The 23,805-nt window shown below is 71.6% G+C and carries 18 protein-coding genes and 1 pseudogene; 4 read left to right on the top strand and 15 right to left on the bottom strand.

Annotated elements, in window-relative coordinates; genetic code table 11:
• Positions 1 to 23: 23 nt before the first annotated feature.
• Genes DEI96_RS07715 through hrcA form a run of 3 tightly spaced genes read right to left on the bottom strand, consistent with a single transcriptional unit; the run spans position 24 to position 2,926 of the window.
• The gene (locus DEI96_RS07715) at positions 24 to 761 is read right to left on the bottom strand and encodes a 16S rRNA (uracil(1498)-N(3))-methyltransferase (protein WP_111023143.1); all 738 of its coding nucleotides are present in this window, start codon (positions 759 to 761) and stop codon (positions 24 to 26) included.
• Positions 761 to 1,873 carry a molecular chaperone DnaJ gene (dnaJ, locus tag DEI96_RS07710; protein ID WP_017886671.1) on the bottom strand — a complete coding sequence of 371 codons (1,113 nt, stop codon included), beginning with the start codon at positions 1,871 to 1,873 and terminating at the stop codon, positions 761 to 763. The genes DEI96_RS07715 and dnaJ overlap by 1 nt, the downstream gene beginning before the upstream one ends.
• Positions 1,874 to 1,906: 33 nt before the next feature.
• Complete coding sequence (hrcA, locus tag DEI96_RS07705; protein WP_027465308.1) at positions 1,907 to 2,926, bottom strand: heat-inducible transcriptional repressor HrcA; 1,020 nt, start codon at positions 2,924 to 2,926, stop codon at positions 1,907 to 1,909.
• 110 nt (positions 2,927 to 3,036) lie between these two features.
• On the opposite strand from hrcA, the gene DEI96_RS07700 reads away from it, so the two are divergent.
• Positions 3,037 to 3,510 carry a DUF4870 domain-containing protein gene (locus DEI96_RS07700; protein WP_308113259.1) on the top strand — a complete coding sequence of 158 codons (474 nt, stop codon included), beginning with the start codon at positions 3,037 to 3,039 and terminating at the stop codon, positions 3,508 to 3,510.
• Between the two features lie 42 nt (positions 3,511 to 3,552).
• Here DEI96_RS07700 and hemW read toward each other — a convergent pair whose 3' ends face one another.
• Positions 3,553 to 4,806, bottom strand: coding sequence for a radical SAM family heme chaperone HemW (gene hemW / locus DEI96_RS07695; protein WP_111023165.1), 1,254 nt, complete (start codon positions 4,804 to 4,806; stop codon positions 3,553 to 3,555).
• Positions 4,807 to 4,835: 29 nt separating this feature from the next.
• On the opposite strand from hemW, the gene DEI96_RS07690 reads away from it, so the two are divergent.
• Complete coding sequence (locus DEI96_RS07690; RefSeq protein ID WP_181436827.1) at positions 4,836 to 5,528, top strand: HAD family hydrolase; 693 nt, start codon at positions 4,836 to 4,838, stop codon at positions 5,526 to 5,528.
• Between the two features lie 78 nt (positions 5,529 to 5,606).
• On the opposite strand, the gene DEI96_RS07685 is transcribed toward DEI96_RS07690, so the two are convergent.
• Positions 5,607 to 6,254: a DUF1990 domain-containing protein gene (locus tag DEI96_RS07685; protein ID WP_035808235.1), complete on the bottom strand. Its 648-nt coding sequence runs from the start codon at positions 6,252 to 6,254 to the stop codon at positions 5,607 to 5,609.
• 131 nt (positions 6,255 to 6,385) lie between these two features.
• Between DEI96_RS07685 and DEI96_RS07680 the strand changes: the two genes are divergently transcribed.
• Positions 6,386 to 6,883 (top strand): hypothetical protein, encoded by a 498-nt coding sequence (locus tag DEI96_RS07680; RefSeq protein WP_111023141.1) that lies wholly within the window; start codon positions 6,386 to 6,388, stop codon positions 6,881 to 6,883.
• Positions 6,884 to 6,890: 7 nt separating this feature from the next.
• Here DEI96_RS07680 and lepA read toward each other — a convergent pair whose 3' ends face one another.
• Positions 6,891 to 8,738, bottom strand: a complete 1,848-nt coding sequence (gene lepA / locus DEI96_RS07675) for a translation elongation factor 4 (protein ID WP_017886664.1) — start codon at positions 8,736 to 8,738, stop codon at positions 6,891 to 6,893.
• 291 nt (positions 8,739 to 9,029) lie between these two features.
• Positions 9,030 to 10,196: a pyridoxal phosphate-dependent aminotransferase gene (locus tag DEI96_RS07670; protein WP_027465302.1), complete on the bottom strand. Its 1,167-nt coding sequence runs from the start codon at positions 10,194 to 10,196 to the stop codon at positions 9,030 to 9,032.
• 222 nt (positions 10,197 to 10,418) lie between these two features.
• Between DEI96_RS07670 and rpsT the strand changes: the two genes are divergently transcribed.
• Entirely contained in the window at positions 10,419 to 10,679 is a 261-nt protein-coding gene (gene rpsT / locus DEI96_RS07665) for a 30S ribosomal protein S20 (RefSeq protein WP_017886662.1), read from the top strand.
• 222 nt (positions 10,680 to 10,901) lie between these two features.
• Here the strand turns inward: rpsT and holA are convergent, their stop codons facing one another.
• The 8 genes and pseudogenes from holA to DEI96_RS07630 form a co-directional block, all read right to left on the bottom strand.
• Entirely contained in the window at positions 10,902 to 11,921 is a 1,020-nt protein-coding gene (holA, locus tag DEI96_RS07660) for a DNA polymerase III subunit delta (protein ID WP_027465301.1), read from the bottom strand.
• 625 nt (positions 11,922 to 12,546) lie between these two features.
• Positions 12,547 to 13,767: pseudogene (locus tag DEI96_RS18065) on the bottom strand (ComEC/Rec2 family competence protein); the annotation flags it as partial.
• A gap of 570 nt (positions 13,768 to 14,337) precedes the next feature.
• A complete protein-coding gene (locus tag DEI96_RS07655; protein WP_111023138.1) occupies positions 14,338 to 15,105 on the bottom strand; it encodes a ComEA family DNA-binding protein in 768 nt (255 codons plus the stop codon).
• Between the two features lie 107 nt (positions 15,106 to 15,212).
• The gene (gene leuS / locus DEI96_RS07650; protein WP_111023137.1) at positions 15,213 to 17,774 is read right to left on the bottom strand and encodes a leucine--tRNA ligase; all 2,562 of its coding nucleotides are present in this window, start codon (positions 17,772 to 17,774) and stop codon (positions 15,213 to 15,215) included.
• Positions 17,775 to 17,824: 50 nt separating this feature from the next.
• Positions 17,825 to 19,513 (bottom strand): thiol reductant ABC exporter subunit CydC, encoded by a 1,689-nt coding sequence (cydC, locus tag DEI96_RS07645; RefSeq protein WP_111023136.1) that lies wholly within the window; start codon positions 19,511 to 19,513, stop codon positions 17,825 to 17,827.
• The gene (cydD, locus tag DEI96_RS07640) at positions 19,510 to 21,201 is read right to left on the bottom strand and encodes a thiol reductant ABC exporter subunit CydD (RefSeq protein WP_111023135.1); all 1,692 of its coding nucleotides are present in this window, start codon (positions 21,199 to 21,201) and stop codon (positions 19,510 to 19,512) included. Before cydD ends, cydC begins: the two co-directional genes overlap by 4 nt.
• Before the next feature lie 10 nt (positions 21,202 to 21,211).
• Positions 21,212 to 22,216, bottom strand: coding sequence for a cytochrome d ubiquinol oxidase subunit II (cydB, locus tag DEI96_RS07635; protein WP_071405715.1), 1,005 nt, complete (start codon positions 22,214 to 22,216; stop codon positions 21,212 to 21,214).
• Between the two features lie 16 nt (positions 22,217 to 22,232).
• On the bottom strand, positions 22,233 to 23,645 hold the full coding sequence (locus tag DEI96_RS07630) for a cytochrome ubiquinol oxidase subunit I (RefSeq protein WP_071405716.1): 1,413 nt from the start codon (positions 23,643 to 23,645) through the stop codon (positions 22,233 to 22,235).
• Between the last annotated feature and the right edge of the window lie 160 nt (positions 23,646 to 23,805).

The raw sequence follows: 23,805 nt of genomic DNA, 5'->3' as shown, positions 1-23,805 counted from the left end.
CGCGCCCGACGGCGTGGTCCGGCTCACCAGCGACCCAGTCGCGCCTGCAGGACAGCAAGTGCCGCCGGTCCGGCGGTGGACGTGCGGAGCACGCTGTCACCGAGTCGGACCCGCACGGCCCCCGCGGCCTCGAGCCGGTCGAGCTCCGCGCCGTCGATGCCGCCTTCGGGACCGACGACGAGTGCGATGTCCTCGGCGTCCGTCGGGGGTTCCCAGGTGGCGAGTCGCACGGTCGCGGTCGGGTCGAGCAGGACGACGGCGGTCCCCGCTCCGAGCGCGGACACGAGCTGTCCGGTCGTCACCAGCGGCGCGACGACGGGCACGCGCGGACGGATCGCCTGCTTCGCGGCCTCGTGCGCGATCGCTGCCCACCGGGCACGGCCCTTCTCGACCTTCGCGCCGTCCCACCGGGAGACGCTGCGCACGGCCGACCACGGCACGACCCGGTCGACGCCGATCTCGGTCGCCGCCTGCACCGCCATCTCGTCACGGGCGCCCTTCGCCAGGGCCTGCACGAGGGTCAGCGACGGGCGCGGTGCATCCTGGTGCTCGACGGTCTCGACCGCGAGCTCCAGCGTGTCCTTGCCGAGCGTGGTGACCGGCCCGGACACCACGGTGCCCCGACCGTCGGCGATCCGCAGGACCTCGCCGACCCGGACGCGCGCGACGGACACCGCGTGGCGGCCCTCGGCACCGTCGAGCGACACCGGGTCACCGACGGCGACGCCGTCCAGCGAGTCGACGAGGTACAGCGACGCCATCAGTGGTTGAAGAACCGGTCGCGGAGCTTGCCGAACATGCCCTGCTGGAACCGGGCGAGCTGCGGGGCGGTGGTCTTGTGCGACTTCGCGAGCTGCTCGACCAGCTGCCGTTCCTTGTGGGAGAGCTTGGTCGGGGTGACGACCTGCACGCCGACCCGCAGGTCACCGCGGCCGTTCCCGCGCAGCTTCGTGATGCCGCGGTCCTTGATGACGAGGACGTCGGCACTCTGCACGCCTGGCCGGATCTCCAGCTCGACAGGACCGTCGAGGCCGTCGATCGTGGTGGTCGTGCCGAGGACGGCGTCGGTCATGCCGACCTCGAGCGTCGCCAGCAGGTCATCGCCGTCACGGCTGAAGACGTCGTCGTGGCGCACGCGGATCTCGAGGTACAGGTCGCCGGACGGACCGCCGGCCGGCCCGACCTCGCCCTGGCCGGGCATCTGCAGGCGCAGGCCGGAGTCGACACCGGCAGGGACGTCCACCGGCACGGTGCGACGTGCGCGGACGCGACCCTGACCCTGGCAGGTCGGGCAGGGGCTCGGGATGACGGTGCCGTACCCGCGGCACGTGCCGCACGGGGCGCTCGTCACCACGTTGCCGAGGAGCGAACGGACCTGGCGCTGGATGTGCCCGGAGCCGCCGCAGATGTCGCACGTGCGCGGGCTGGTGCCCGGTGCGCAGCAGGAGCCGTGACAGGTCTCGCACAGCACCGCCGTGTCGACCTCGACGTCCTTGTGGGTGCCGAAGACGACCTCGTCGAGGTCGACCTCGATGCGGAGCAGGGCGTCCTGGCCGCGCTCGGCACGGCTGCGCGGGCCCGATCCACGGCCGCCGCCACCGCCGCCGCCGAAGAAGGCGTCGAAGATGTCGCTGAAGCCGCCGGCGCCACCACCGAAGGGGCTGTCGGCCTGCGGGCCGGCGTCGTACCGGCGTCGCTGCTCGGGGTCGCTCAGCACGTCGTACGCGTGCGTCACGTCCTTGAAGCGCTCGGCGGCGTCGGGTGCCGGGTTCACGTCCGGGTGGAGCTCACGCGCCAGGCGGCGGTAGGCCTTCTTGATGTCGGCATCGGAGGCGTCTCGCTGGACGCCGAGGACGTCGTAGTGGTCTGCCACGTATCCCTCAGTCGGTTGGGTTCGGTCGGTTGGTCAGTGTTCGCCCAGGAGCTTGGACAGGTAGCGGGCGACGGCGCGGACGGCCGCCATGTTCGTGCCGTAGTCCATGCGGGTCGGTCCGAGGACGCCCAGGCGGGCCACCTCGCCACCGGCCAGGTAGCCGCCGGCGACGATGCTCGTGGCGTCGAGTCCGTACTCGGCGTTCTCGACGCCGATGCTGGCCGCCACCGCGATGTCGTCCACCTGCATCTCCCCGAACAGCCGGAGCAGGGTGACTTGTTCCTCGATCGCTTCGAGCACCGGGAAGAGGCCGCCGGAGAAGTCCTGTTCGCTCTTCGCCAGGTTGGCCGCACCGGCCATCAGCAGGCGGTCCTGCCGGTTCGCCGCGACCTGCTCGATGAGCGTGGCGACGACGACCCCGCCGAGCGTCTGGGCGTCGGGGCGGAGTTGCTGCGGCACGGCTCGGAGCGCGGTCGGGACGTCCTGCAGCAGGAGCCCCACGGTCGCGCCGTTCACCACGGTGCGGAGTTCGCCCAGCGAGTCTTCGTCGAGCGGGACGTCGGTCTCGACCACGCGCTGTTCGACTCGGGCGGTGTCGGTGATGAGCACCACCATCAGCCGGGCGTCACCGAGCCGGACGAGCTCGACGTGCTGCACCCGGGCGCGCACCATCGAGGGGTACTGCACCAGGGCGACCTGGTTGGTGAGCTGGCTGAGCAGCCGGACGGTGCGCCCGAGGACCTCGTCGAGGTCGTTCGGGGCGCCGAGGAAGGTCTCGATGGCGTGCCGCTGCGCGCTGGAGAGCGGACGGGCACCCGCCAGGTGGTCCACGAAGACGCGGTACCCCTTGTCGGTCGGCACCCGGCCGGACGAGGTGTGCGGTGCGGCGATCAGCTGCTCGTCCTCGAGCAGGGCCATGTCGTTGCGGATCGTCGCGGCGCTGACCCCGAAGGCGTGCCGCTCGACGATGGTCTTCGACCCGACGGGTTCACGCGACGCCACGTAGTCGCGCACGATGGCCTTGAGGACCTCGAGGCTGCGTTCACTGACCACGAGCGCCTCCTTTCCCGATCGACCTGGCACTCGGACGTGTCGACTGCTGATCCTACGCCCGACCGCTGACGGCCCGGGACTTCCGGGCGGTCGGCCGGTACGCTTCCGCCATGACCTACGGACAGCAGCCCGACGGCCCCGGACCCGAGCAGCCCGGCGGCCCGTACGGCCACGGCCCCGGTGGGCCCCAGCAGCCCGGCGGACCGCAGTACCCGGGCGGACCGCAGTACCCGGCCGGCTACGTTCCGCCGCAGCCGATGAGCCCGGAGGACCAGCGCCTGTGGGCCACGCTGACGCACATCGGCGGCATCTTCTTCAACTTCATCGCACCGTTGGTCGCCTACCTGGTCCTCCGCGACCGCGGCGGCTTCGTCCGGGAGCACACCCGCGTCGCGCTGAACTTCCACATCACGATGGGCATCGCCTACGTGGTCGGTTCGCTCACGTCGGTGTTCGGCATCGGGGTCCTGATCGTGCTCGCCGCTGCGATCGTGTCGCTGATCTTCAGCATCATGGCGGCGGTCGCCGCGAACCAGGGCCAGTTCTACCGCTACCCGCTCTCGATCGAGTTCATCAAGCAGTAGCGGCACCGGGAAGCAGCGCGCAGCAAGCAGTGCGCACGCCCCTCAGTCGAGCAGCTCCCGCACCACCGCGTCGGCGAGCAGGCGACCCTGCAGGGTCAGGTCGATCCGTCCCCGCACCGCGGCCGACCCGTCCACGAGTCCGCGTGCGATGAGCCCGGCGACCCGGCCACGGGCCTCCTGGCGGATCTCGCTCGTCGCGAGCTCCCCGCGGACCCGCGCCGCCAGCAGCAGGCGCTCGACGTACCGCGTCTCGTCGTCGATGGTCTCGCGGCCGGCGGCCGGCGACTCCCCCGACAGCACCCGGTTCGCGTACGCGGCCGGGTGCTTGACGTTCCACCAGCGCGTGCCGGCGACGGCGGAGTGCGCGCCGGGTCCGACGCCCCACCAGTCGTGGCCCTTCCAGTAGGAGAGGTTGTGGCGGCTCGCGTGCGCGTCACCGCGCGCCCAGTTCGACACCTCGTACCAGGAGTAGCCCGCGTCGCCGAGCACCTGGTCGGCGAGCTCGTACATGTCGGCGGCCAGGTCGTCGTCGGGGGCGGGGAGCTCGCCGCGGGCGACCATGCGGCCCATCGCGGTGCCGTCCTCGACGATGAGCGAGTACGCCGACACGTGGTCGGGCTCGCAGGCGATCGCGGCGTCGAGCGAGGTCCGCCAGTCGGCGAGGGACTCCCCCGGCGTCGAGTAGATGAGGTCGAGCGAGACGTCGAGTCCCTGCTGCTTCGCGAGGTCGACGACGACGGGGACCCGCAGCGGGTCGTGCGTCCGGTCGAGCGTGGCGAGCACGTGCGGCACGGCGGACTGCATGCCGTAGCTGATCCGGTTGAAGCCGCCGGCCCGCAGGGTCTCGAGCGACGCCGCGTCGACGGAGTCCGGGTTCGCCTCGGTGGTGACCTCGGCCCCGGGCAGGATGCCCCAGGTGTCGTCGATCGCACGGAGGATCATCGCCAGGTCCGACGCCGGCAGCATGGTCGGGGTGCCGCCGCCGAAGAACACGGTCGACACCGGGCGCCGCGGCACGCCGGAACGATCGAGCACGGTCGCGGCCCACTCGATCTCGCGCACGGCGTGCCCGGCGTAGTCGTCACGGCGGACGCCGCGGAGCTCCGACGCCGTGTAGGTGTTGAAGTCGCAGTAGCCGCAGCGCACGCGGCAGAACGGCACGTGCACGTACACGCCGAAGGGGACGTCACCGGCGGCGGGAGCATCCCCCGGCCCGGCAGCGGAGCCCGCTGCCGCCCACGGGGTGATCAGGCCGTCCGCGGGTGCTGGATCGGCGATCGGGAGAGCACTCGGCATGGAGTCCATTGTCCGTCATGATGGGAGCCATGGAGCACCATCCCGTCCCCACCACGGTCCTGTGGGACATCGACGGCACCCTCGTGATGAACGCGTCGTCCCCGGGCAACCTCTACCACCTCGCCCTCGAGCGGGCGGTGGGCCGCGACCTCACCCTGCGGGTCGGCCACCAGCACGGCCGGACCGACGCCGGGCTCATCGCCGAGCACGTGCGCGCCCACGCGTTCGAGGACACCCTGATCCCCTCCGTCAGCCGGCACCTGCACGACCTGACCGCCGAACGGCACGCCTCCGGCGACCACCGCAGCCCCGTCCCCGGGGCGAAGGCGCTCCTGACCCGCTTCGCCGAACTCGGGTGGCGCAACGGCCTGCTCACCGGCAACTCCGAGTACCGCGCCCGGGTGAAGCTCACCGGCGCCGGGTTCGACGCCGACGTCTTCGACTGGGAGCACTCGTACTTCGGCGACACCGAGGTCGAGCGGGCCGGGGTCACCCTGCGCGCCGCCGCCGAACTGGTCGGCACCCGGGCGGTCATCGTCGGCGACACCCCGCGCGACGGCGAGGCCGCGGACGCCGCGGGCATCCCCTTCCTGGCCGTGGCGACGGGTGTCTACGACGTCGATGCGCTGCGGCACACGAACGCCGTGACCGTCGCACGCGACTGCCAGCAGGACGCCGCCCTCATCGAGGACGCGATCGCCGCACTCCCGCCGCTCCGCTGAGCAGCGGGAGCGATCGACCACCAGCGACCGCCAGCGATCGCCAGCGACAGCCAGCGACCGCGACCGCGACCGCGACGCCTAGTCGCCCCGCAGCGCCGCCAGGTACTTCTCCGCCATGACCTTCTGCTGCCGCCGCACGAACGGCGCCACGAAGCGCCACTTCCGGCTCGCCGGCTGCGAGAACTGCCGGACCTGCAGCCACACCGACCCGTCCGGGGTGCGCTCGACGACGAACGACTCCTCACCGGAGAGCGGGTGCCCCTCGAGCGTGCCGTAGGCGAAGCCCTTGCGGTCGTGCTCGTCGATGATCGACACGACGCGCACCGGTGCCAGCACGGTCTGCCCGAACGCGTGGATCGTCAGCGTCGCACTGGTCCCCGCCGTCAGCAGCGGGGTTCCGTCGGGCGCGAACTTCTCGACCCGGGGCGTCCCGATGGACGCCGGGGCGATCGGCACACCGTCGTCGTCGAAGGTCACCGGGTTGTACCGGACCTCGTCGTCGTCGGGCTGCTCCTCGACGCGCACGCGGACACCGCTGCGCTCCTGGATCTGCCACGTGAGCGCCTGCACGACGGCGGTCTCGAACCGCTGGTCACCGTGTCCGATCCGCGCGCGCGACTCCGCCGGCGTGAAGCCGTCCGGCGGGTAGGTCATGAGGTCCGACGCCTGGGTCGCCCCCACCGCGCCGTACGTCAGGGCGGTCCGGTAGCTCCCGCGGATGCTCATGCTGCCATGGTACTTGGGCGGACCGCCCCGGATCGAACCGATCCGCGCTCACCTCCGGCGGATCGGCCCACCCTCGGTGCACCCCGAACTGGAGGCCCGACAACCGTCCGCCACGCGGCTATCGTCAGCAGGTGCCCCGCCCCACCCCCGCCCGCCCGCGGTCCGTCGACCGACGGACCGCCGTCCTCGCCGCGCTCACGCTCGTCGCGTTCGGCGTGGCGGCGACCGCCCGGGTGCTGGTGGACGTGACCACCTCGGCCGCAGCGTCGCCCGCCCGGTACGCCACCGCTGCGATCGCCCCCGAGTCGTGGAACGGCTTCGACACCGCGAACGTCATCGCCGCCGTCGGGGCGAGCTGCGCCGGTGCCGGGGTGCTGCTGTTCGGTGCCGCGCTGGTGTCGGCGGTGCGGCGTGATCGCGGCCGCCGGCTGGCGCTGGTCCTCGCGGTCGTGACGCTCGCGATGGTGGTCGGCGCCGTGATCGCCGGGGTGGCCTCCGGCGAGCAGACCGACTTCGACGCGGCTGCCCACTGGGCCATCCTGCGGACCGCACTGGCGGGGCTGGCCGCAGCGAGCCTCCCGGCCCTCTGCCTGGCCGCCCTGCGGGCGCGCGCCCGCCGGACCGGCTGAACCGGCGCTACTTCTTCTTCTCTTCGACGTCGCCGGAGAGCGCCGCGATGAAGGCTTCCTGCGGGACCTCGACCCGACCGATGGTCTTCATGCGCTTCTTGCCCTCCTTCTGCTTCTCGAGGAGCTTGCGCTTGCGGGTGATGTCACCGCCGTAGCACTTGGCGAGGACGTCCTTGCGCATCGCGCGGATGCTCTCGCGGGCGATGATGCGGGCACCGATGGCGGCCTGGATCGGCACCTCGAACTGCTGGCGTGGGATGAGCTTGCGCAGCCGCTCGGTCATGAGCGTGCCGTAGGCGTACGCCTTGTCGCGGTGCACGATCGCGCTGAAGGCGTCGACCTGGTCTCCCTGCAGCAGGATGTCGACCTTGACGAGGTCGGCGGCCTGGTCGCCGGTGGGCTCGTAGTCGAGCGACGCGTAGCCCTGGGTCTTGCTCTTCAGCTGGTCGAAGAAGTCGAAGACGATCTCGCCGAGGGGCATCTCGTAGCGGATCTCGACGCGGTCCTCGCCGAGGTACTCCATGCCGAGCAGGGAGCCGCGGCGCTGCTGGCAGAGCTCCATGATCGCGCCGACGTAGTCCTTCGGGGCCAGGATCGCGGCGCGGACCATCGGCTCGCGGACCTCGACGATGCGCCCGGTCGGGAACTCCGAGGGGTTCGTGACCTCGGTCACCGCGTTGTCCTCGGTCGTGACCTCGTAGATCACGCTCGGGGCCGTGGTGATGAGGTCGAGGCCGAACTCGCGGGACAGCCGCTCGGTGATGATCTCGAGGTGCAGCAGCCCGAGGAACCCGCAGCGGAACCCGAAGCCGAGCGCCACCGAGGTCTCCGGCTCGTAGACCAGTGCGGCATCGGAGAGCTTGAGCTTGTCGAGCGCTTCGCGGAGCACCGGGTAGTCGCTGCCGTCGATCGGGTACAGGCCCGAGAACACCATCGGCTTCGGGTCCGTGTAGCCGGGCAGCGCCTGGGTCGCGGGCTTCTGCGCGCTCGTGACGGTGTCGCCGACCTTGGACTGACGGACGTCCTTCACACCGGTGATCAGGTAGCCGACCTCGCCGACGGACAGCCCCTTCGTGGGCTTCGGCTCCGGGCTCGAGACCCCGATCTCCAGGATCTCGTGCGTCGACTTGGTCGACATCATCTGGACCTTCTCGCGGGGCGAGATGGTGCCGTCGATCATGCGGACGTAGGTGACGACGCCGCGGTAGCTGTCGTAGACCGAGTCGAAGATCATCGCGCGAGGTGCTGCCTCGGCGTCGCCGACGGGGGCCGGCACGCGACGGACGACCAGGTCGAGGAGCTCGGGCACCCCGACGCCGGTCTTGCCGGACACCCGGAGGACGTCCTCGGGCTTGCCACCGATGAGCTGTGCGAGCTCGGCGGCGTACTTGTCCGGTTCGGCCGCCGGCAGGTCGATCTTGTTGAGGACCGGGATGATCTCGAGGTCGTTCTCGAGCGCCAGGTACAGGTTCGCGAGCGTCTGTGCCTCGATGCCCTGGGCGGCGTCGACGAGCAGGATCGCGCCCTCGCACGCGGCCAGGGAGCGCGAGACCTCGTACGAGAAGTCGACGTGCCCGGGGGTGTCGATCATGTTCAGCGCGAAGGTCTCACCGTCGAGTTCCCACGGCATGCGCACGGCCTGCGACTTGATCGTGATGCCGCGCTCGCGCTCGATGTCCATGCGGTCGAGGTACTGCGCACGCATCGCGCGGTCCTCGACGATGCCGGTGATCGACAGCATGCGGTCGGCCAGCGTCGACTTGCCGTGGTCGATGTGCGCGATGATGCAGAAGTTGCGGATCGCGTCGGCCGGGGTCGCTGCGGGCTCCAGCGGAGCGGATGCTTGTGGGCTCACGGTTCCTCAGGTGGGTCGGACGGTCGCAACAGTCTCCCACGCTTCACCCGACCTGGAGGCACGGCGCGCGTCCGCCACGCACGGTGCGCGGTTGATCCGCTCCCGGTGCGCCCTCAGGCCGGCGTGCTGGACCCCGCACGGTGCGAGGTCGGCGGGTCCGTGCGCAGTTGACCGCCCGGTGACCGGATGCTGCGCGGCACGGGGCGAGCAGCCTCGCACCAGGTGGAGGACCACGCACCGTGCGCCGTCCTGCCGACCGGCACCGGGCCTCCTGACCGTGTGGATCGCGCGTCAGACGGTCGCGTGCGCCGGAGCCGGCAGCGCGCCGAGGCCACGCCGGAGGTCGTCCGCGGTCGCTGCGAGGCAGACGCGGATCCAGCCTTCGCCGGTGCGTCCGAAGGCGCTGCCCGGCGCGACGGCGACCCGCTCGCGCTGCAGGAACCCGAGCGCCCACTCCGCGATGTCCCCGTCGGACGCGTGCGACATGTCGATCCACAGGTAGAACGCCCCGCGCGGGTCGAGGTAGCGGATGCCGGCGGCGTCGAGCGTCTCCTTCGCGACCTCGAGGTTCGCGCGGTAGTGCTCCCGAGCGTCGCGCACCGCGGAGTGGTCCCCCACGATCGCCGCGAGGGCCGCGTACTGGTCGGGTTCGGCGACGCAGCTGATCATGGCCTCCTGCGTGGTCCGCATCGTCGCGCCGAGTCCCTTCGGGGTGACGAGGTAGCCGACGCGGACGCCGGTCATCGCGTACGTCTTGCTGAGCGAGAACGCCGAGAACACGCGGTCGTCCTCGTCGAGCGCGGCCAGGCTGACGTGCCGGGTGCCGTAGGTGAAGTACTCGTAGACCTCGTCGCTGATCACCCAGAGGTCGTGCCGCTTCGCGAAGGCCAGCAGCGCGCGCAGGGTCTCCTCGCCGAAGACCGAGCCGAGCGGGTTCGACGGCGAGTTGACGATCAGCACCCGAGTGCGTTCGGTGACGCTCGCCTCGAGGGCCTGCAGGTCGGGCTCGAACCCGTGCTGCGGCTCCAGCCGGTACGGCACCGGGGTCGCCCCGATGATGTGGGCGTTCATCGTGAAGGTCGTGTAGCCGGGGTCCGGCACGAGCACCTCGTCGCCCGGGCTCAGCGTCAGCGTCATCGCCTGGAACAGCGCCTGCGTCGCACCGATCGTCATCCAGATCTGCTCGAGGTCGGCCTCGATCCGGTTCTCACGGCGGAGCTTGTCGCGGACGGCTTCGCGGAGGGGCGCGATCCCGCCGTTCGGGGTGTACCCGGTGCGGTCCTCGGTCCAGGCACGACGGGCCGCCTCGCCGATGTGCGGCGCCACCGGGACGTCCGGCTCGCCGATCACGAGCATCGTGACGTCGGTGCCGCTCGACTGCAGCAGGGCTGCCTGCTCGAAGACCCTCCGGATGCCGGAGGCGGGCACGGTGTCGATGCGCGGTGCGAGGGAGGGCATGTCCGTCACGGTATCCGGTGCGTGTTGCCGTGGGGTTTCGGCGCGGTCGGCCGCGGGCTTCCGCCGATCCGGCGGTGTTTCGTGCTTTGGTGGCAGCCCGCTTGCCTGGTAGTGTTGGTGGCTGGCTTCCGCGTTCCCCGCCCACGGGTGGAACGCGATGCGACCAAGGGCCCCTCTACCCTGCGGTCGCGCCCACCCGTACGAGACGAGCAGGAGCAATTCATGGCGAACATCAAGTCGCAGATCAAGCGCATCAAGACCAACCTCAAGGCCACCGAGCGCAACAAGGCGTACAAGTCGGAGCTCAAGACGCACATCCGTCGTGCCAACGACGCCGTCGCCGCCGGTGACAAGGACAAGGCCGTTGCTGCCCTGGCCCTCGCGTCGAAGAAGCTCGACAAGGCCGTGAGCAAGGGTGTCATCCACAAGAACCAGGCCGCGAACCGCAAGTCGGCCATCGCGAAGAAGGTCTCGTCGCTCTGACGTCCTGACCCTTCTGGTCCGAAGGCCCCGCACCGTTGGTGCGGGGCCTTCGTCGTGCGTGGGGCTTTGTCCGGCGGGGTGGTCGGCGTGGGGTGGTCGGCGTGGGGTGCGTTGGGTTCGCTTCGTGAGCAGAAACGGTCGGGTCGCGATGGCGGACCCGACCGTTTCTGCTCACGAAGCGCCGGCCGACAGGCGCGGGACAGCCAGGAGGCCCGGCTCGCCTCAGCGGGGCTCGCCGCGTCGGGCGATGGTGCGGACCATGACCTCGAGCGCGTAGTGCGCGTCGCGCGAGCCACCCTTCACCGCGGTGTCCGCCTCGGCGATGCTGATGATCGCGTTGGCCAGCCCGGACTCGCTCCAGCCGGCGACGTCACGCTGCGCGCGCTGCACCTGCCACGGCGCCATGCCGAGCGCCGAGGCCGCCTGCCCGCTCGGGCCCCGGAAGGCGCTGACCTTCGCCATCGTGCGGATCTTGCTCGCGAACGCGGCGACGATCGGCACGGGTGCCTCGCCGGTGGCCAGGGCGTGCCGCAGCTCGACGATCGCCGGTGCCGACCGGCCCGCGAGGGCGATGTCGGCGACCTTGAACGCGTTCGTCTCGACGCGGCCGCCGTAGTACTTGTCGACGACCTTGTCGGTGATCTCCTCGGCCTCGTCCGCCAGGAGCTGTCGGCACGCGGCGGCGAGTTCGGCGAGGTCGTCGGCGAACGCGGTCACCAGGGTCCGGACGGCGGAGGGCGCGATCCGGCGGCGTGCGGCGCGGAACTCGGCGTTCACGAAGTCGATGCGGTCGGTCTCGCGCTTGAGTTCGTCGCACAGCACCTCGACCCCGCCGCCGACACCGCTGCGGATCGTGTCGAGGAGCTTCTTGCCGCGGACACCACCCCCGTGCCGGAGCACCAGGGTGACGTCGTCGGCGGGGGCCTGCAGGTACGAGATCGTCTCGGTGATGAAGGCGTCGGTGCACTTCTCGACGTTCGTGACCTGCACGAGTCGCGGCTCGCCGAACAGCGACGGGCTGGCGAGGGTGGCGAGGAGCCCGGGGGCGTACTGGTCGGCTTCGAGGTCGTGCACCTCGAGCGCGGGGTCCTCGCCCTGCAGCAGGTCCTTCAGCACCCCGCGGGCGCGGTCGGCGAGGAACGCTTCGGGGCCCGTGATGAGCACGACGGGCGCCGGACGGATCCCCGACCAGGGCACCTGGTCGATCTTCGCTGCGGCGCGCGCGGGCTTCTTGGCGGCCATGTGGTCCTTCCGGTGGTGCCGGCCCGGACGGTGCCGGGTCGAGTGGTGCACCGTCGATCCTACGGGCGGCCGCCGACGACGAGCGCTCCGTCCACACCCGCACCTCGTCGCTGCCGGACCGGGCGAGCACCACGGTGCCGAGCTCGTCGGTGCGGAGCGGCAGCGTCCCCGCGGCCTCGAGCATGCCGAGGGCCGATGCCGTCGGGTGTCCGTAGGTGTTGTCCGCGCCGACTCCGACGAGCCCGACCCGCGCCGTGAGCCACCGGTAGAGCTGCGGATCCTGGTCCGCCGAGCCGTGGTGCGCCACCTTCACGACGTCGATCGGCCCCACCGGCAGCTCCCCGGCGTTCCGGAGGCGACGTTGCGACGACTCCCCCAGGTCGCCGAGGAACACCCCGGTCAGACACGCCGGACAGGAGTCTCCGTCCGCCGGCCCCGTGGCCAGAACGATGCTCGCGTCGTTGCCGGCGGCACGGTCGCCGACCAGCGGCCACACGACACGCCAGGCGAGCGGCCCGAGGGTTCCGGAGACCCGGTCGTCGGCCGTCCGCACGTCGACACCGGCACGTCGGAGGTCGTCGACCACCCGTTCGTCTGACGCACGTCCGACGGGTCCGACCAAGGCGGTCTCGACGGTGCCGGCCACCGCGCCCACCGCGCCCACGTGGTCGCGGTCGAAGTGCGTCAGGACGAGCAGGTCGATCCGGGTGACCCCGAGCAGGTCCAGGCACGCCCGGAGCCGTTCCTCGTCGTCGCCGGTGTCCACGAGCGCGACGGCGTCATCGCCGCGGAGCAGCACGGCGTCCCCCTGCCCGACGTCGCACGCGGCGACCGACCAGTCCCCCGGCACCGATCCCCGGACGACGAGCACCGGGACGGTGACCGCTGCGACACCGACCACGACCACGACCCCCGCGGCGAGCAGCAGCCGGGAGCCGAGCCGCCCCCGGACCAGCACGGCGACCGCGATGCAGCCGCACACCAGCACGGCGGCGGCCACACCGAGCACCCCGGCAGGCCAGGGTGCCGAGGCGTAGGGCAGGGCCGCCGCTCCGTGTGCGATGCCCCCGACTGCGGCGGCCGGGACCCACGCGACGGCCGCGAGCCCCTGCGCACCCACCGGCCACACCGGAGCGAGGCCACACGCGGCGAGTCCGACCACCGTGACGACCGGCGCGAACGGCTCCGCCAGCAGGTTCGCCGGCACCGCGTAGGTCGGGAGCGCCGCCGACAGCGGGATCGTCACCGGCCAGCACGCCACCTGCGCCGCGACGGGGATCGCGAGTGCGGCGGCGAGCGGCGGCCACACACGACGAGCCAGGAGCTCGGTGAGCGGCGGGCCGAGCACCACGATCCCGCTCGTGGCGAGCACGGACAGGGCGAACGCGAACGACCGGGCGAACCAGGGGTCGACAACCAGCATGCCGACCGCGGCGAGGGCGATGAGCGGGACGCCCCGCACCGGTCGACCGGCCAGGTGCACGACGAGCACCACGATCGCCATCACCGTCGCCCGGACGATCGAGGGGTCGGGCCGCACGAGCACGACGAACACCAGGAGCACGCCGACGGCCGCCGCGGCCCGGGGGCCTCTCGGCAGACCACAGGCGCGGCCGAGGACCACGACGAGGCCGACCACCACCGCGCAGTTCGCCCCGGACACCGCCGTCAGGTGCGTCAGCGCCGAGGTCTCCATCGCCGCCTCGGTCGTCGGGTCGAGGCCGGAGCGGTCCCCGATCGCGAGTCCGCGCAGCAGTGCCGCTCCGGGCTGCGGCAGGTCGGCAGTGGCCCGCACGAAGGCCTGTCGCGCGGTGGCGGTGGCGCCGAGCAGTCCGTCGGGCGGCATCGACGACGGCGTGCCGCGCACGAACGCCACGAACGCGGTCGCCGATCCGGGTTCGTCCGGCTGCACGGCGGCGGTCACGGTGACCCGGGCACCGGCTGCCAGCACGGCACCCGGTGCACCGCCGTGCTGGTCGGGGACGAGCCGGACCGGCACGCGGAGCCCGTCGAGCTCGTCGGCGCGCACGAGCGACGCGGTGACGGAGCGGTCGCCCGGCACGAGGTCGCGGGTCAGCACCGCCTCGACGTTGACGTGCCCCGCCCCCGGACCGGCGACGAGCGCACGCAGCGGTTCCGGAGCCCGCCGGGACTCCCCCGCGGTGACCGACACCGCGAGCAGCGTCGTCAGGGCCCCCGCGACGAGCAGCAGCCCGGCGACGGCCACCACGACCCCGGTGCCCCGTCGCCACCGGAGCACGATGCCGCTGACGCCCGTCAGGAGCGCCGCAGCCCCGGCGACCACGGGTGCCACGTCGGGCACGCCGATGAGCAGGGCGGTCGCGATCCAGGCAACGGTCACCGGCACCGCGACCCGGAGGTCGATCGAACTCGGCGCGAGCTGCACCGTCGCCCCTCAGACCCGCACGCGATCGCGGAGCTCGGCGAAGCGCACGTCGCCGATGCCGCTGACGTCGAGCAGGTCCTCGACCGCAGTGAACCGGCCGTGCTCGTCACGCCAGGCGATGATCCGCCCGGCCAGCCCCGGTCCGATGCCGGGCAGGGTCTCGAGCGCGGTCTGGTCGGCGGTGTTCAGGTCGACGACGGCGGCCCCCTCGCCCCCGGTGCCCGCCGAGCCACCGCCGCTCCCGGCTCCGGCCCCGGCCCCGGCCCCGGCAGTCGGCCCGGCGGCAGCACCGTCCGCCACCGGCCCGAGCGCCTCAGGTACCTCCTGTTGCCCGACCCGCGGCACGTACAACCGCTCGCCGTCCGTCAGCACCCGCGCCAGGTTCAGCCGGTCGAGGTCGGCGTCATCGTTGGCCCCACCGGCACGTTCGAGCGCGTCACCGACCCGGCTCGATGCCGGCAACTCGACCACACCGCTCCGCCGCACCGCCCCGAGCACGTGCACCACGACGCGCCCGGCACCAGGAGCGGACGGAGCAGCACCGGCAGACGCACCAGCCGACGGCGACGGGCCGCCCGACGCCGCACCGGCCGTCGGCGCCCCACGCACGACGACCCCGCCCGTCCCTCCGGCACCCTCGCCGCCACCCGACACCAACGCCCCGACGAGCACCACGACGACGGCGACCACCACCACGACCGCCGCCAGCACCACGGCGGCCCGCGGTGACAACGCGAGACGGGACCACCACGGTCCGGGAGACGACGGGGACGACATGCCCCGAACGCTACGGAGCCCGGCCGATCGGCCGGGCCCCGGAAGTCACACCCGTGGACGGGTGCCGCGAACGCCCCTGCTGTGAGGGACGACGCCAGCGACGGTCGCTACCCCTTGATGGCGATGTTCACGAGCTTCGGCGCCCGGACGATCACCTTCACGATCTCCCGGTCACCGATGTACCGCTGCACGTTCGCCGACGACCGTGCGAGCTGCTCGAGCTCGTCCGCCTCGATCGACTTCGACACCTCGAACGAGTCACGCACCTTGCCGTTGACCTGCACGACGGCCGTCAGGGTCTCCTGCACGAGCAGCGTCGGGTCGGCCTTCCGCCAGCCGTACGTGGCGACGGTGGCCTCGTAGCCCAGCCTCTCCCACATCTCCTCGCCGGTGTACGGCGCGAAGACGCTCAGCCCGAGCGCGATGGTCTCGACGGCCTCGCGCACGGCGGGGTCACCGGCACCGGGACCGCTGTCGATCGCCTTGCGGGTGACGTTGACCAGGTCCATCAGTCGCGCGATCACGACGTTGAACTTGAACGACTCCATCATCCCGGGGGCGTCGGCGAGGAACCGGTGCGTGACCTGGCGGAGAGCCCGGTCGCCGTCGGCCCACACGACGTCGCGTGCGGACGTGACGTCGAGCGCCAGGCGGTACGCCCGCGCCAGGAAGCGAGCCGAGGCGGACGGGGAGACGTCCTCCCAGTTGATGTCGTCCTCGGGCGGGCCGGCGAAGCCCATCACCAGGCGGATGGCGTCGACGCCGTTCGCATCGAGCTCGTCACCGAGCGAGACGCCGCCCTTCGACTTCGACATCTTCGAGCCACCGGAGAGCACCATGCCCTGGTTGAGCAGTGCCGAGAACGGCTCGGTGAAGTCGAGGTACCCGAGGTCGAAGAGCACCTTCGTGACGAAGCGGGCGTAGAGCAGGTGCAGGATCGCGTGCTCGATGCCGCCGATGTACTGGTCGACCGGAGCCCAGCGGCGTGCGGCTGCCGGGTCGAACGCCTGGGTGTCGTCGTTCGCCGACAGGAACCGCAGGAAGTACCACGACGAGTCGACGAAGGTGTCCATCGTGTCGGTGTCGCGGAGCGCGGGCGTGCCGTCGACGGGGTTCGGGACGTTCACCCAGTCGGTCGCGCCACCGAGCGGGGACGTGCCCTTGGGCTTGAGGTCGAGCCCCTCGGTGTCGGGCAGCACGATCGGCAGCTGGTCCTCGGGCACCGGGTGCTCGGTGCCGTCGGCGCCGTGGATGATCGGGATCGGGGTGCCCCAGAAGCGCTGGCGCGAGATGAGCCAGTCGCGCAGGCGGTAGGTCTTGGCGGCACGGCCGGTGCCGCGCTCCTCGAGCAGCGCGATGGCAGCGGTGATGGCGTGCTGCTTCGACATGCCGTCGAGCGGCCCGGAGTTGATCATCCGGCCCTGACCCGTCAGCGCTTCGCCGGTGGCGACCGGGTCGAGGGTCGGCACGTCGAAGTCGTCGAGCGTCGCGCCCTCGGGGATGACCGGGATCGCCCCGGTGACGGCGGCGTTCGTGTCGACGACCACCTTGACGGGCAGGTCGAACGCCCGCGCGAAGTCGAGGTCGCGCTGGTCGTGCGCGGGCACGGCCATCACGGCGCCGTGGCCGTAGTCGGCGAGCACGTAGTCGGCAGCCCAGATGGGCAGGCGCTCCCCCGTGAGCGGGTGGATCGCGGACCGGCCGAGCGGCACGCCGGTCTTCGGGCGGTCGGCGTTCTGCCGGTCGATCTCGGACGTCTTCTGCGTCGCCGTCAGGTAGGCGTCGAAGTCGTCACGGACGGAGGCCGGCACCGACGGGTCGGCGACCAGCTCAGCAGCCAGGTCGGAGTCCGGCGCGACGACCAGGAACGTCGCCCCGTGGATCGTGTCCGGACGCGTGGTGAACACCGTGACGGGCTCGTCGCGGCCCTCGATCACGAAGTCGACGTCGGCACCGACCGAGCGGCCGATCCAGTTGCGCTGCTGCGCGATGACCTTCGCCGGCCACCGCCCCTCGAGCTGGTTCAGGTCGTCGAGCAGCCGGTCGGCGTACTCGGTGATCTTGAAGTACCACTGCGTGAGCTTCTTCTTCACGACGACGGCGCCGGAGCGGTCCGAGGTGCCGTCGGGCAGGACCTGCTCGTTCGCGAGCACGGTCTGGTCCACCGGGTCCCAGTTGACCCAGCTGTCCTTGCGGTACGCCAGGCCCTTCTCGTACATCTTCAGGAACAGCCACTGGTTCCACTTGTAGTACTCGGGGTCCGAGGTGTGGATCTCGGTGGTCCAGTCGAACGACGGCGCGTAGCGCTTGAAGGACGCCTTCTGCTGCTCGATGTTCGCGTAGGTCCAGTCCTTCGGGTCCACCCCGCGCTTGATCGCCGCGTTCTCGGCGGGCAACCCGAACGAGTCCCAGCCGATCGGGTGCAGCACGTTGAAGCCCTGCTGACGCCAGTAGCGCGCGACGAAGTCCCCGAGCGCCCAGTTCTCGGCGTGCCCCATGTGCAGGTCGCCGGACGGGTACGGGAACATCTCGAGGATGTACTTGCGCGGACGGGTGTCGTCGAGGTCGGTGGTGAAGAGCCCGAGCTCTTCCCAGCGGGGCTGCCACTTCTCCTGGATACGACGGAAGTCGTAGGCGTTCGGGTCCTCGGCGTGCTGCTCGGTGGTCACGGTCGTCAACGATACAAGCCGGGAGGCCCGTCCCGCGTCCGCCTGTCGGCTCACCCGGCGAGCAGGCGTCCGTCCCGCATCCGCAGGGTGCGGTCGACCAGGTCCGGCGCCACCGGGACGTGCGACACGATGACGACCGTCCGACCCGCTGCGCGGGCCGTGGTGACGAGGTCGCGCAGCACGGTGTCCCCGAGGTCCGGGTCGACGTCGGCGGTCGGTTCGTCGAGCACCAGCACCGGGAACGCGTGCAGGAGTGCGCGGGCGAGCGCGAGCCGGTGGGCCTGGCCGCCGGACACGAGGACGCCGCGTTCCCCGACCGAGGCGTCGAGTCCGCCCCGCCGGACGACCCAGTCCCCCAGGCCGACCCGGTCGAGCACGGCGAGCAGTTCGTCGTCGGTCGCGGTCTCACGGGCGAAGAGCAGGTTCTGCCGCACCGACTGGTCGAACACGAACGGGTCCTGTTCGATCAGGCCGACCCGGGCCCGCACCGCGTCGGGGTGCATCGCCTTCGCCTCGACGCCGTCGAGCGTGTAGGAGCCCTCGTGCTCCACGAACCGGACGAGCGCGTCGACCAGGGTCGACTTGCCGGCACCGCTCGGCCCCTGGAGCACGACGACCTCACCGGGTGCGAGCGTGAACGAGACCCCGTCGACCGCGGGCTCGGCAGCACCGGGCCAGCGGACGGTCAGGTCCTGCACGGCGAGCGTGACCGGCCCCTCGACCACGAGCGACGCCGGGTCGGCGTCCTCGTCGGGCTCGGGGACGATGCCGACGGGCACCTCGGCGGGCACGACCTGCTCGACCCGTTCGGCCGCAGCACGCACCCGGCGGAGCGTCAGGACGGCGAGCGGGACGGTCCCGACGACCTCGAAGAGCGCCAGCGGCACGAAGACCGCCAGTGCCCAGAGCGGACCGTCGAGCGCACCGGACACCACCGCGGGGGCACCGACGGCGAGGATCCCGATCACCGCACCGCCACCGACCAGGCCGACCAGGGCACCGACGAGCGACTCGACCGTGCCACGGCGCCGGACGGCCCGGGTGACACCCGCGTCGAGCCGGGCGATGTGCGCGAGCCGCTCGTCGAGGGTGCCGTACGCGGCGAAGACGTCGAGCGTCCGGACGGTGTCGAGCACCAGGTCCGCGACGCGACCCCGGTCGGCGGCGGTCTCGCGGTCCGAGCGCTCGGCGATGGCCCGGGTGACGATCGTGCCGACCAGGGCCGCGACCGCCAGCGCGAGGACGAGTACGAGCGCCGCCGGCACCGACACGAGCGCCACGGCGACGACCGACAGCACCGCGACGACCCCGGCGGAGACGAGCGGCCCGACGACGCGGATCGGCAGGTCCTGCAGCCGGTCGGTGTCGGTCACCAGGCGCGTCATGAGGTCGCCGCGTCCGGTCCGCCCGAGTCCGGCGGGAGCGATCGACGCCAGCCGCCGGTACATCTCCGTCCGCACCACGGCCAGTTGCCGGAAGGACGCGTCGTGCCCGGCGAGCCGGTCGACGTACCGGAGCACGGCACGCCCCAGCGCGAAGGCACGCACGCCGACCATCACGAGCGTCAGGTACAGGATCGGCGGGTGCTCGGCGGCACGGGTGATCAGGTAGCCGCTCGCGGCGAGGAGCGCGACGGCGCAGACCGCGCTGAGCGACCCGGCGGCGACCGCCTTCGCCCAACCCGACCCGTGCGGCATCGCGAGCCGTAGGACGGAGCCGCCACGGGCCTCCCGGCTCATGCGCGCACCCCCCTGCGGACCGTCACGGACCCGCCGGCGCCGACGTCCACGCGGACGTCGGCCGCGGCGACGACCGCGGGTCGGTGGCTGGCGACCACGACGACGGCGCCGTCGGCCGCCAAGCCTCGGGCTGCCGCGATGACGCGTTCCTCGGACTCGGCGTCCAGCGCGGACGTCGGCTCGTCGAGCAGCACGAGGGGCGTGGCGGCGCGGCGCGCGCGGTACAGCGCGCGTGCGACGGCGACACGCTGGGCCTGGCCGCCGGACAGTCCGCTGCCACCGGCGCCGACCGGGAGGCCCGGGTCGAGTCCCAGCCCCGTGTCGCCCAGGGCGGTGCGCACGTCGGCGTCGTCGGGGGTCGCGCTGAGCGCGACGTTCTCGGCGATCGTCCCGCGGACGAGACGCGGCCGCTGGTCGGCCCAGGTGGTGCGCTCGGCGACGGAGGCACCGGCCGGGCCGGGCACGGTGACGACACCGTCGTGCGGTAGGACACCGCGGAGTGCGGCGATGATGCTCGACTTGCCGGAACCGCTCGGGCCGGCCAGCACGACGACGGTGCCGGGCTCGGCGTGCAGGTCGAACGGCCCGATCACGACGTCGGGTCGGCGGACGGTGAGCCCGCGGACGTCGAGCCCTCGGACGTCCACGACGGATGCGGGTGCTGCGGGGTCCGTGTCGGTCCCGCTGCCGCCGCTGCTGCCGGTCGCAGACGGCGACGCGGTCTCGTCGTCGGCCAGCACGTCGAGCACCGCGGCCGATGCCTCGACGCCGTCCTGGGCGGCGTGGAAGTCGGCGCCGACCTGACGGATGGGGGCGAACGCCTCCGGTGCCAGCACGAGCACGAACATCGCGGCGCCGAGGCCGAGCGAGCCGTCCACCAGGCGGATGCCGATCGAGACGGCGACCAGTGCGACGGACAGGCTCGCCGCGAGCTCGAGCGCGAAGCCGCTCATGAACGACAGCCGGAGGACGGCGATCGTGCCGCGACGGTACTCGTCGGTGACCGCCCCGATGCGACCGACCTGGCGGCGCGCACGACCGAAGACCTTGAGCGTGGCGAGCCCCTCGACCGCCTCGGTGAAGGCGCCACCGAGCTTCGCGAGGGCGTCCGACTGCTTCCGCTGCAGCGACTGCGTGGCCAGGCCGATCAGGATCATGAAGACCGGGATCACCGGCAGGGCGAACAGGATGATCAGCCCGCTCGTCAGGTCGCCCAGGCCGATCGCGACCAGGAGCATCGGCGTCGCGATCGCGGTGAGCGCGAGCTGCGGCAGGTACCGGCCGAAGTAGGCGTCGAGTGCGTCGAGCCCGGGACCGAGTGTGGTGGCGAAGCCGGCGCTCGACCGGCCCGCGAGCCACGACGGACCGCGCTCGGCGGCGCGGGCGAGCACCGTCGTGCGCATCTCGCTCTTCACCTTCGCAGCAGCGCGCGCCGCCAGGTCGTCCGTCGCCCACGCGGCCACCGCACGCAGGACGAACGCCCCGCCGAGCAGCGCGAGCGCCTGCCCGAACGCCGTCGGCACCCTGCCGTCGCCGACGGCGTCGACCCCGAGGGTGACGGCCGCAGCGATCCCCCACGCGATCGCGATGGTCGCGAGCGTGCGGAGGACACCGGTGCCGGCGGCGGCGACGATGAAGCCGCGCGCCGTCCGGGACAACCGCAGGAGTCTGGGGTCGAGGGGCTTCATCGTCGTCTGCCTAGTGCGCGGCCGCGGTGACCTGGGCGCGGGAGACGCGCTTGCGGAACACCCAGTAGGTCCAGGCCTGGTACGCGAAGACCAGGGGCACGAAGATCAGCGCGACCCAGCTCATCACGGTCAGCGTGTACGACCCGGACGAGGCGTTGTACACGTTCAGGCTGTTCGCGACGTCGTTCGAGGCCGGCATGACGTCGGGGAAGATCGCCGTGAACATCGCGAGCACGATCGCGGCGATGGTGACCGCCATCAGGGTGAAGGCACGCCCCTCCTTGCCCCAGGCGTTGCAGAGCACCGCGAGCACCAGGGTGAGGGCGGCGACCACGGAGAGCACCAGCGAGGCCGGGGTGGCCCGGACGAAGGCCATCGACACCAGGAACGCGGCGCCGACGACGATCGTGACGATGCCGGCCCGGGTCGCCAGGCGCTTGGCGCGGACGCGGATGTCGCCCTCGGTCTTCAGCGCGACGAAGACGACCCCGTGGGTGAAGAACACCAGCAGCGTCGCGGCACCGGTCAGCAGCGCGAACGGGTTGAGCAGGTCGAAGATCGTGCCGGTGTAGTTGTGCCCGGCGTCCATCGGGATCCCACGGACGACGTTGCCGAACGCGACGCCCCACAGGAACGACGGCACGGCACTGCCGACGATGATCATCAGGTCGAAGCGGCGCTTCCACTCGAGGTGCTTGTTCTGGTGCCGGTACTCGAACGACACCCCTCGCAGGATGAGTGCAGCGAGGATGAGCAGCAGCGCCAGGTAGAAGCCGGAGAACATCGTGGCGTACCACTCCGGGAACGCCGCGAACAGGCAGGCCCCGGCGACGATGACCCAGGTCTCGTTGAGGTCCCAGACCGGGCCGATGGTGTTGATCAGGACCCGACGGTCGGTGTCGTCCTTGCCGAGGAACGGCAGGGACATACCGACACCGAAGTCGAATCCGTCGAGGACGAAGTAGCCGACGAAGAAGACGCCGACGATCGCGAACCAGAGAACGGGGAGATCCATCAGGCAGCGTCCATTTCTAGTAGACCGTCACTTCGTGCTTGACCTCGCCGGTCTCCTCGTCGACCTCGTCCGGGTCGGCGGGCCCCTCTTGCGCGACCTTCTTGATGAGCTTGAACTCGACGACGGCCAGCGAGCCGTAGATCAGGGTGAAGACCAGCAGCGAGATGAGGACCTCGAGCCCGGTCACGTTCGGCGACACACCGTCCTTCGTCTGGAGCAGCCCGAACACGAGCCACGGCTGGCGGCCCATCTCGGTGAAGACCCAGCCGACGATCATCGCGGCCATCGGCAGCGGCACCGTCCAGGTGGCGATGCGCCACACCCAGCGCTGGGTCGGGAACCGGCCCTTGCGGGTCAGCCACAGCCCGACCAGCGAGACCATGACCGCGCCGACGCCGAGGGCGATCATCCAGCGGAACGACCAGTAGGTGACCCAGATGATCGGCTTGTAGTCGCCGGGGCCGTACACCTGCGTGTACTGCGCCTGCAGGTCGTTGATGCCCTCGACCGTGCCGTTGAACGTGTGCGTCGACAGGAACGACAGCAGGTACGGCACCCGGATCGAGAACAGCTCGTGCACACCGTCGGGGGTGCCGAGCGTGAAGATCGAGAACGAGGCGTCCTTGCCGGTCGCGGTGTTGTACAGCGCCTCGGCCGCCGCCATCTTCATCGGCTGCGTGTCGACCATCGTCAGCCCGAGCTGGTCGCCGGTCAGGACGGTCAGCGCGCCGGCCGCGAGCATGGTCCACATGCCGAACTTCAGCGCCGGCAGCATCGTCTCGAGGTTCTGGTTGCGGGCCAGGTGGTAGGCCGCGACCGAGATGATGACCGCCGCGGCGACCATGAAGCAGGCGAAGAGCGTGTGCGGGAACGCGGCCAGGGCGACCTTGTTGCCGAGCACCGCCCAGATGTCGGTGAGCTCCGCACGGCCCTTGGCCTCGTTCATCGCGAAGCCGACCGGGTGCTGCATGAACGCGTTCGCGGCGATGATGAAGTACGCCGACATGATCGTGCCGGCGCTCACGCACCAGATGCTCGCCAGGTGCAACCCCTTGGGCAGGCGGTCCCAGCCGAAGATCCAGATGCCGATGAAGGCCGCTTCGAAGAAGAACGCCAGGATCCCCTCGAGCGCGAGCGGTGCGCCGAAGACGTCACCGACGAAGCGCGAATAGTTCGACCAGTTCATGCCGAACTGGAACTCCTGCACGATGCCCGTCACGACACCCATCGCGAAGTTGATCAGGAAGATCCGCCCGAAGAACCGCGTCAGCTGCAGGTAGTGCGCGCGGCCGGTCCGGTACCAGGCGGTCTGGAACACGGCCACCACGGCTGCCATGCCGATCGTCAGCGGGACGAAGAGGAAGTGGTAGATGGTCGTCAGACCGAACTGCCACCGCGACAGGAGGAGCGGATCGAGGAGGTCGTTCATGCGGCGATTCCGAGACGGGTGGCCGCGCGCTGTTCGTGCACGTCAGTTGCTTCCTGTGGAACGGATACATCAGGTGTCACAGCCCTTGGGACACCCCAACGCTATCGCGCTGCATCGCACTTCGACAAGTTGTAGAACGAGTCCGTGCACAAACGTGCAG

Source organism: Curtobacterium sp. MCLR17_031, from assembly GCF_003234775.2.
Taxonomy (GTDB): Bacteria; Actinomycetota; Actinomycetes; order Actinomycetales; family Microbacteriaceae; genus Curtobacterium; species Curtobacterium flaccumfaciens.
This window is presented reverse-complemented; position numbering and strand designations above follow the sequence as displayed.

What these genes read in the sequence shown, in the direction of transcription:
- DEI96_RS07715 (WP_111023143.1), bottom strand. Translation starts at nt 761, where the DNA reads ATGGCGTCGCTGTACCTCGTCGACTCGCTGGACGGCGTCGCCGTCGGT.
- DEI96_RS07700 (WP_308113259.1), top strand. Translation starts at nt 3,037, where the DNA reads ATGACCTACGGACAGCAGCCCGACGGCCCCGGACCCGAGCAGCCCGGC.
- hemW (WP_111023165.1), bottom strand. Translation starts at nt 4,806, where the DNA reads ATGCCGAGTGCTCTCCCGATCGCCGATCCAGCACCCGCGGACGGCCTG.
- DEI96_RS07690 (WP_181436827.1), top strand. Translation starts at nt 4,836, where the DNA reads ATGGAGCACCATCCCGTCCCCACCACGGTCCTGTGGGACATCGACGGC.
- DEI96_RS07685 (WP_035808235.1), bottom strand. Translation starts at nt 6,254, where the DNA reads ATGAGCATCCGCGGGAGCTACCGGACCGCCCTGACGTACGGCGCGGTG.
- DEI96_RS07670 (WP_027465302.1), bottom strand. Translation starts at nt 10,196, where the DNA reads ATGCCCTCCCTCGCACCGCGCATCGACACCGTGCCCGCCTCCGGCATC.
- rpsT (WP_017886662.1), top strand. Translation starts at nt 10,419, where the DNA reads ATGGCGAACATCAAGTCGCAGATCAAGCGCATCAAGACCAACCTCAAG.
- holA (WP_027465301.1), bottom strand. Translation starts at nt 11,921, where the DNA reads ATGGCCGCCAAGAAGCCCGCGCGCGCCGCAGCGAAGATCGACCAGGTG.
- DEI96_RS07655 (WP_111023138.1), bottom strand. Translation starts at nt 15,105, where the DNA reads ATGTCGTCCCCGTCGTCTCCCGGACCGTGGTGGTCCCGTCTCGCGTTG.
- cydC (WP_111023136.1), bottom strand. Translation starts at nt 19,513, where the DNA reads ATGAGCCGGGAGGCCCGTGGCGGCTCCGTCCTACGGCTCGCGATGCCG.
- cydD (WP_111023135.1), bottom strand. Translation starts at nt 21,201, where the DNA reads ATGAAGCCCCTCGACCCCAGACTCCTGCGGTTGTCCCGGACGGCGCGC.
- cydB (WP_071405715.1), bottom strand. Translation starts at nt 22,216, where the DNA reads ATGGATCTCCCCGTTCTCTGGTTCGCGATCGTCGGCGTCTTCTTCGTC.
- DEI96_RS07630 (WP_071405716.1), bottom strand. Translation starts at nt 23,645, where the DNA reads ATGAACGACCTCCTCGATCCGCTCCTCCTGTCGCGGTGGCAGTTCGGT.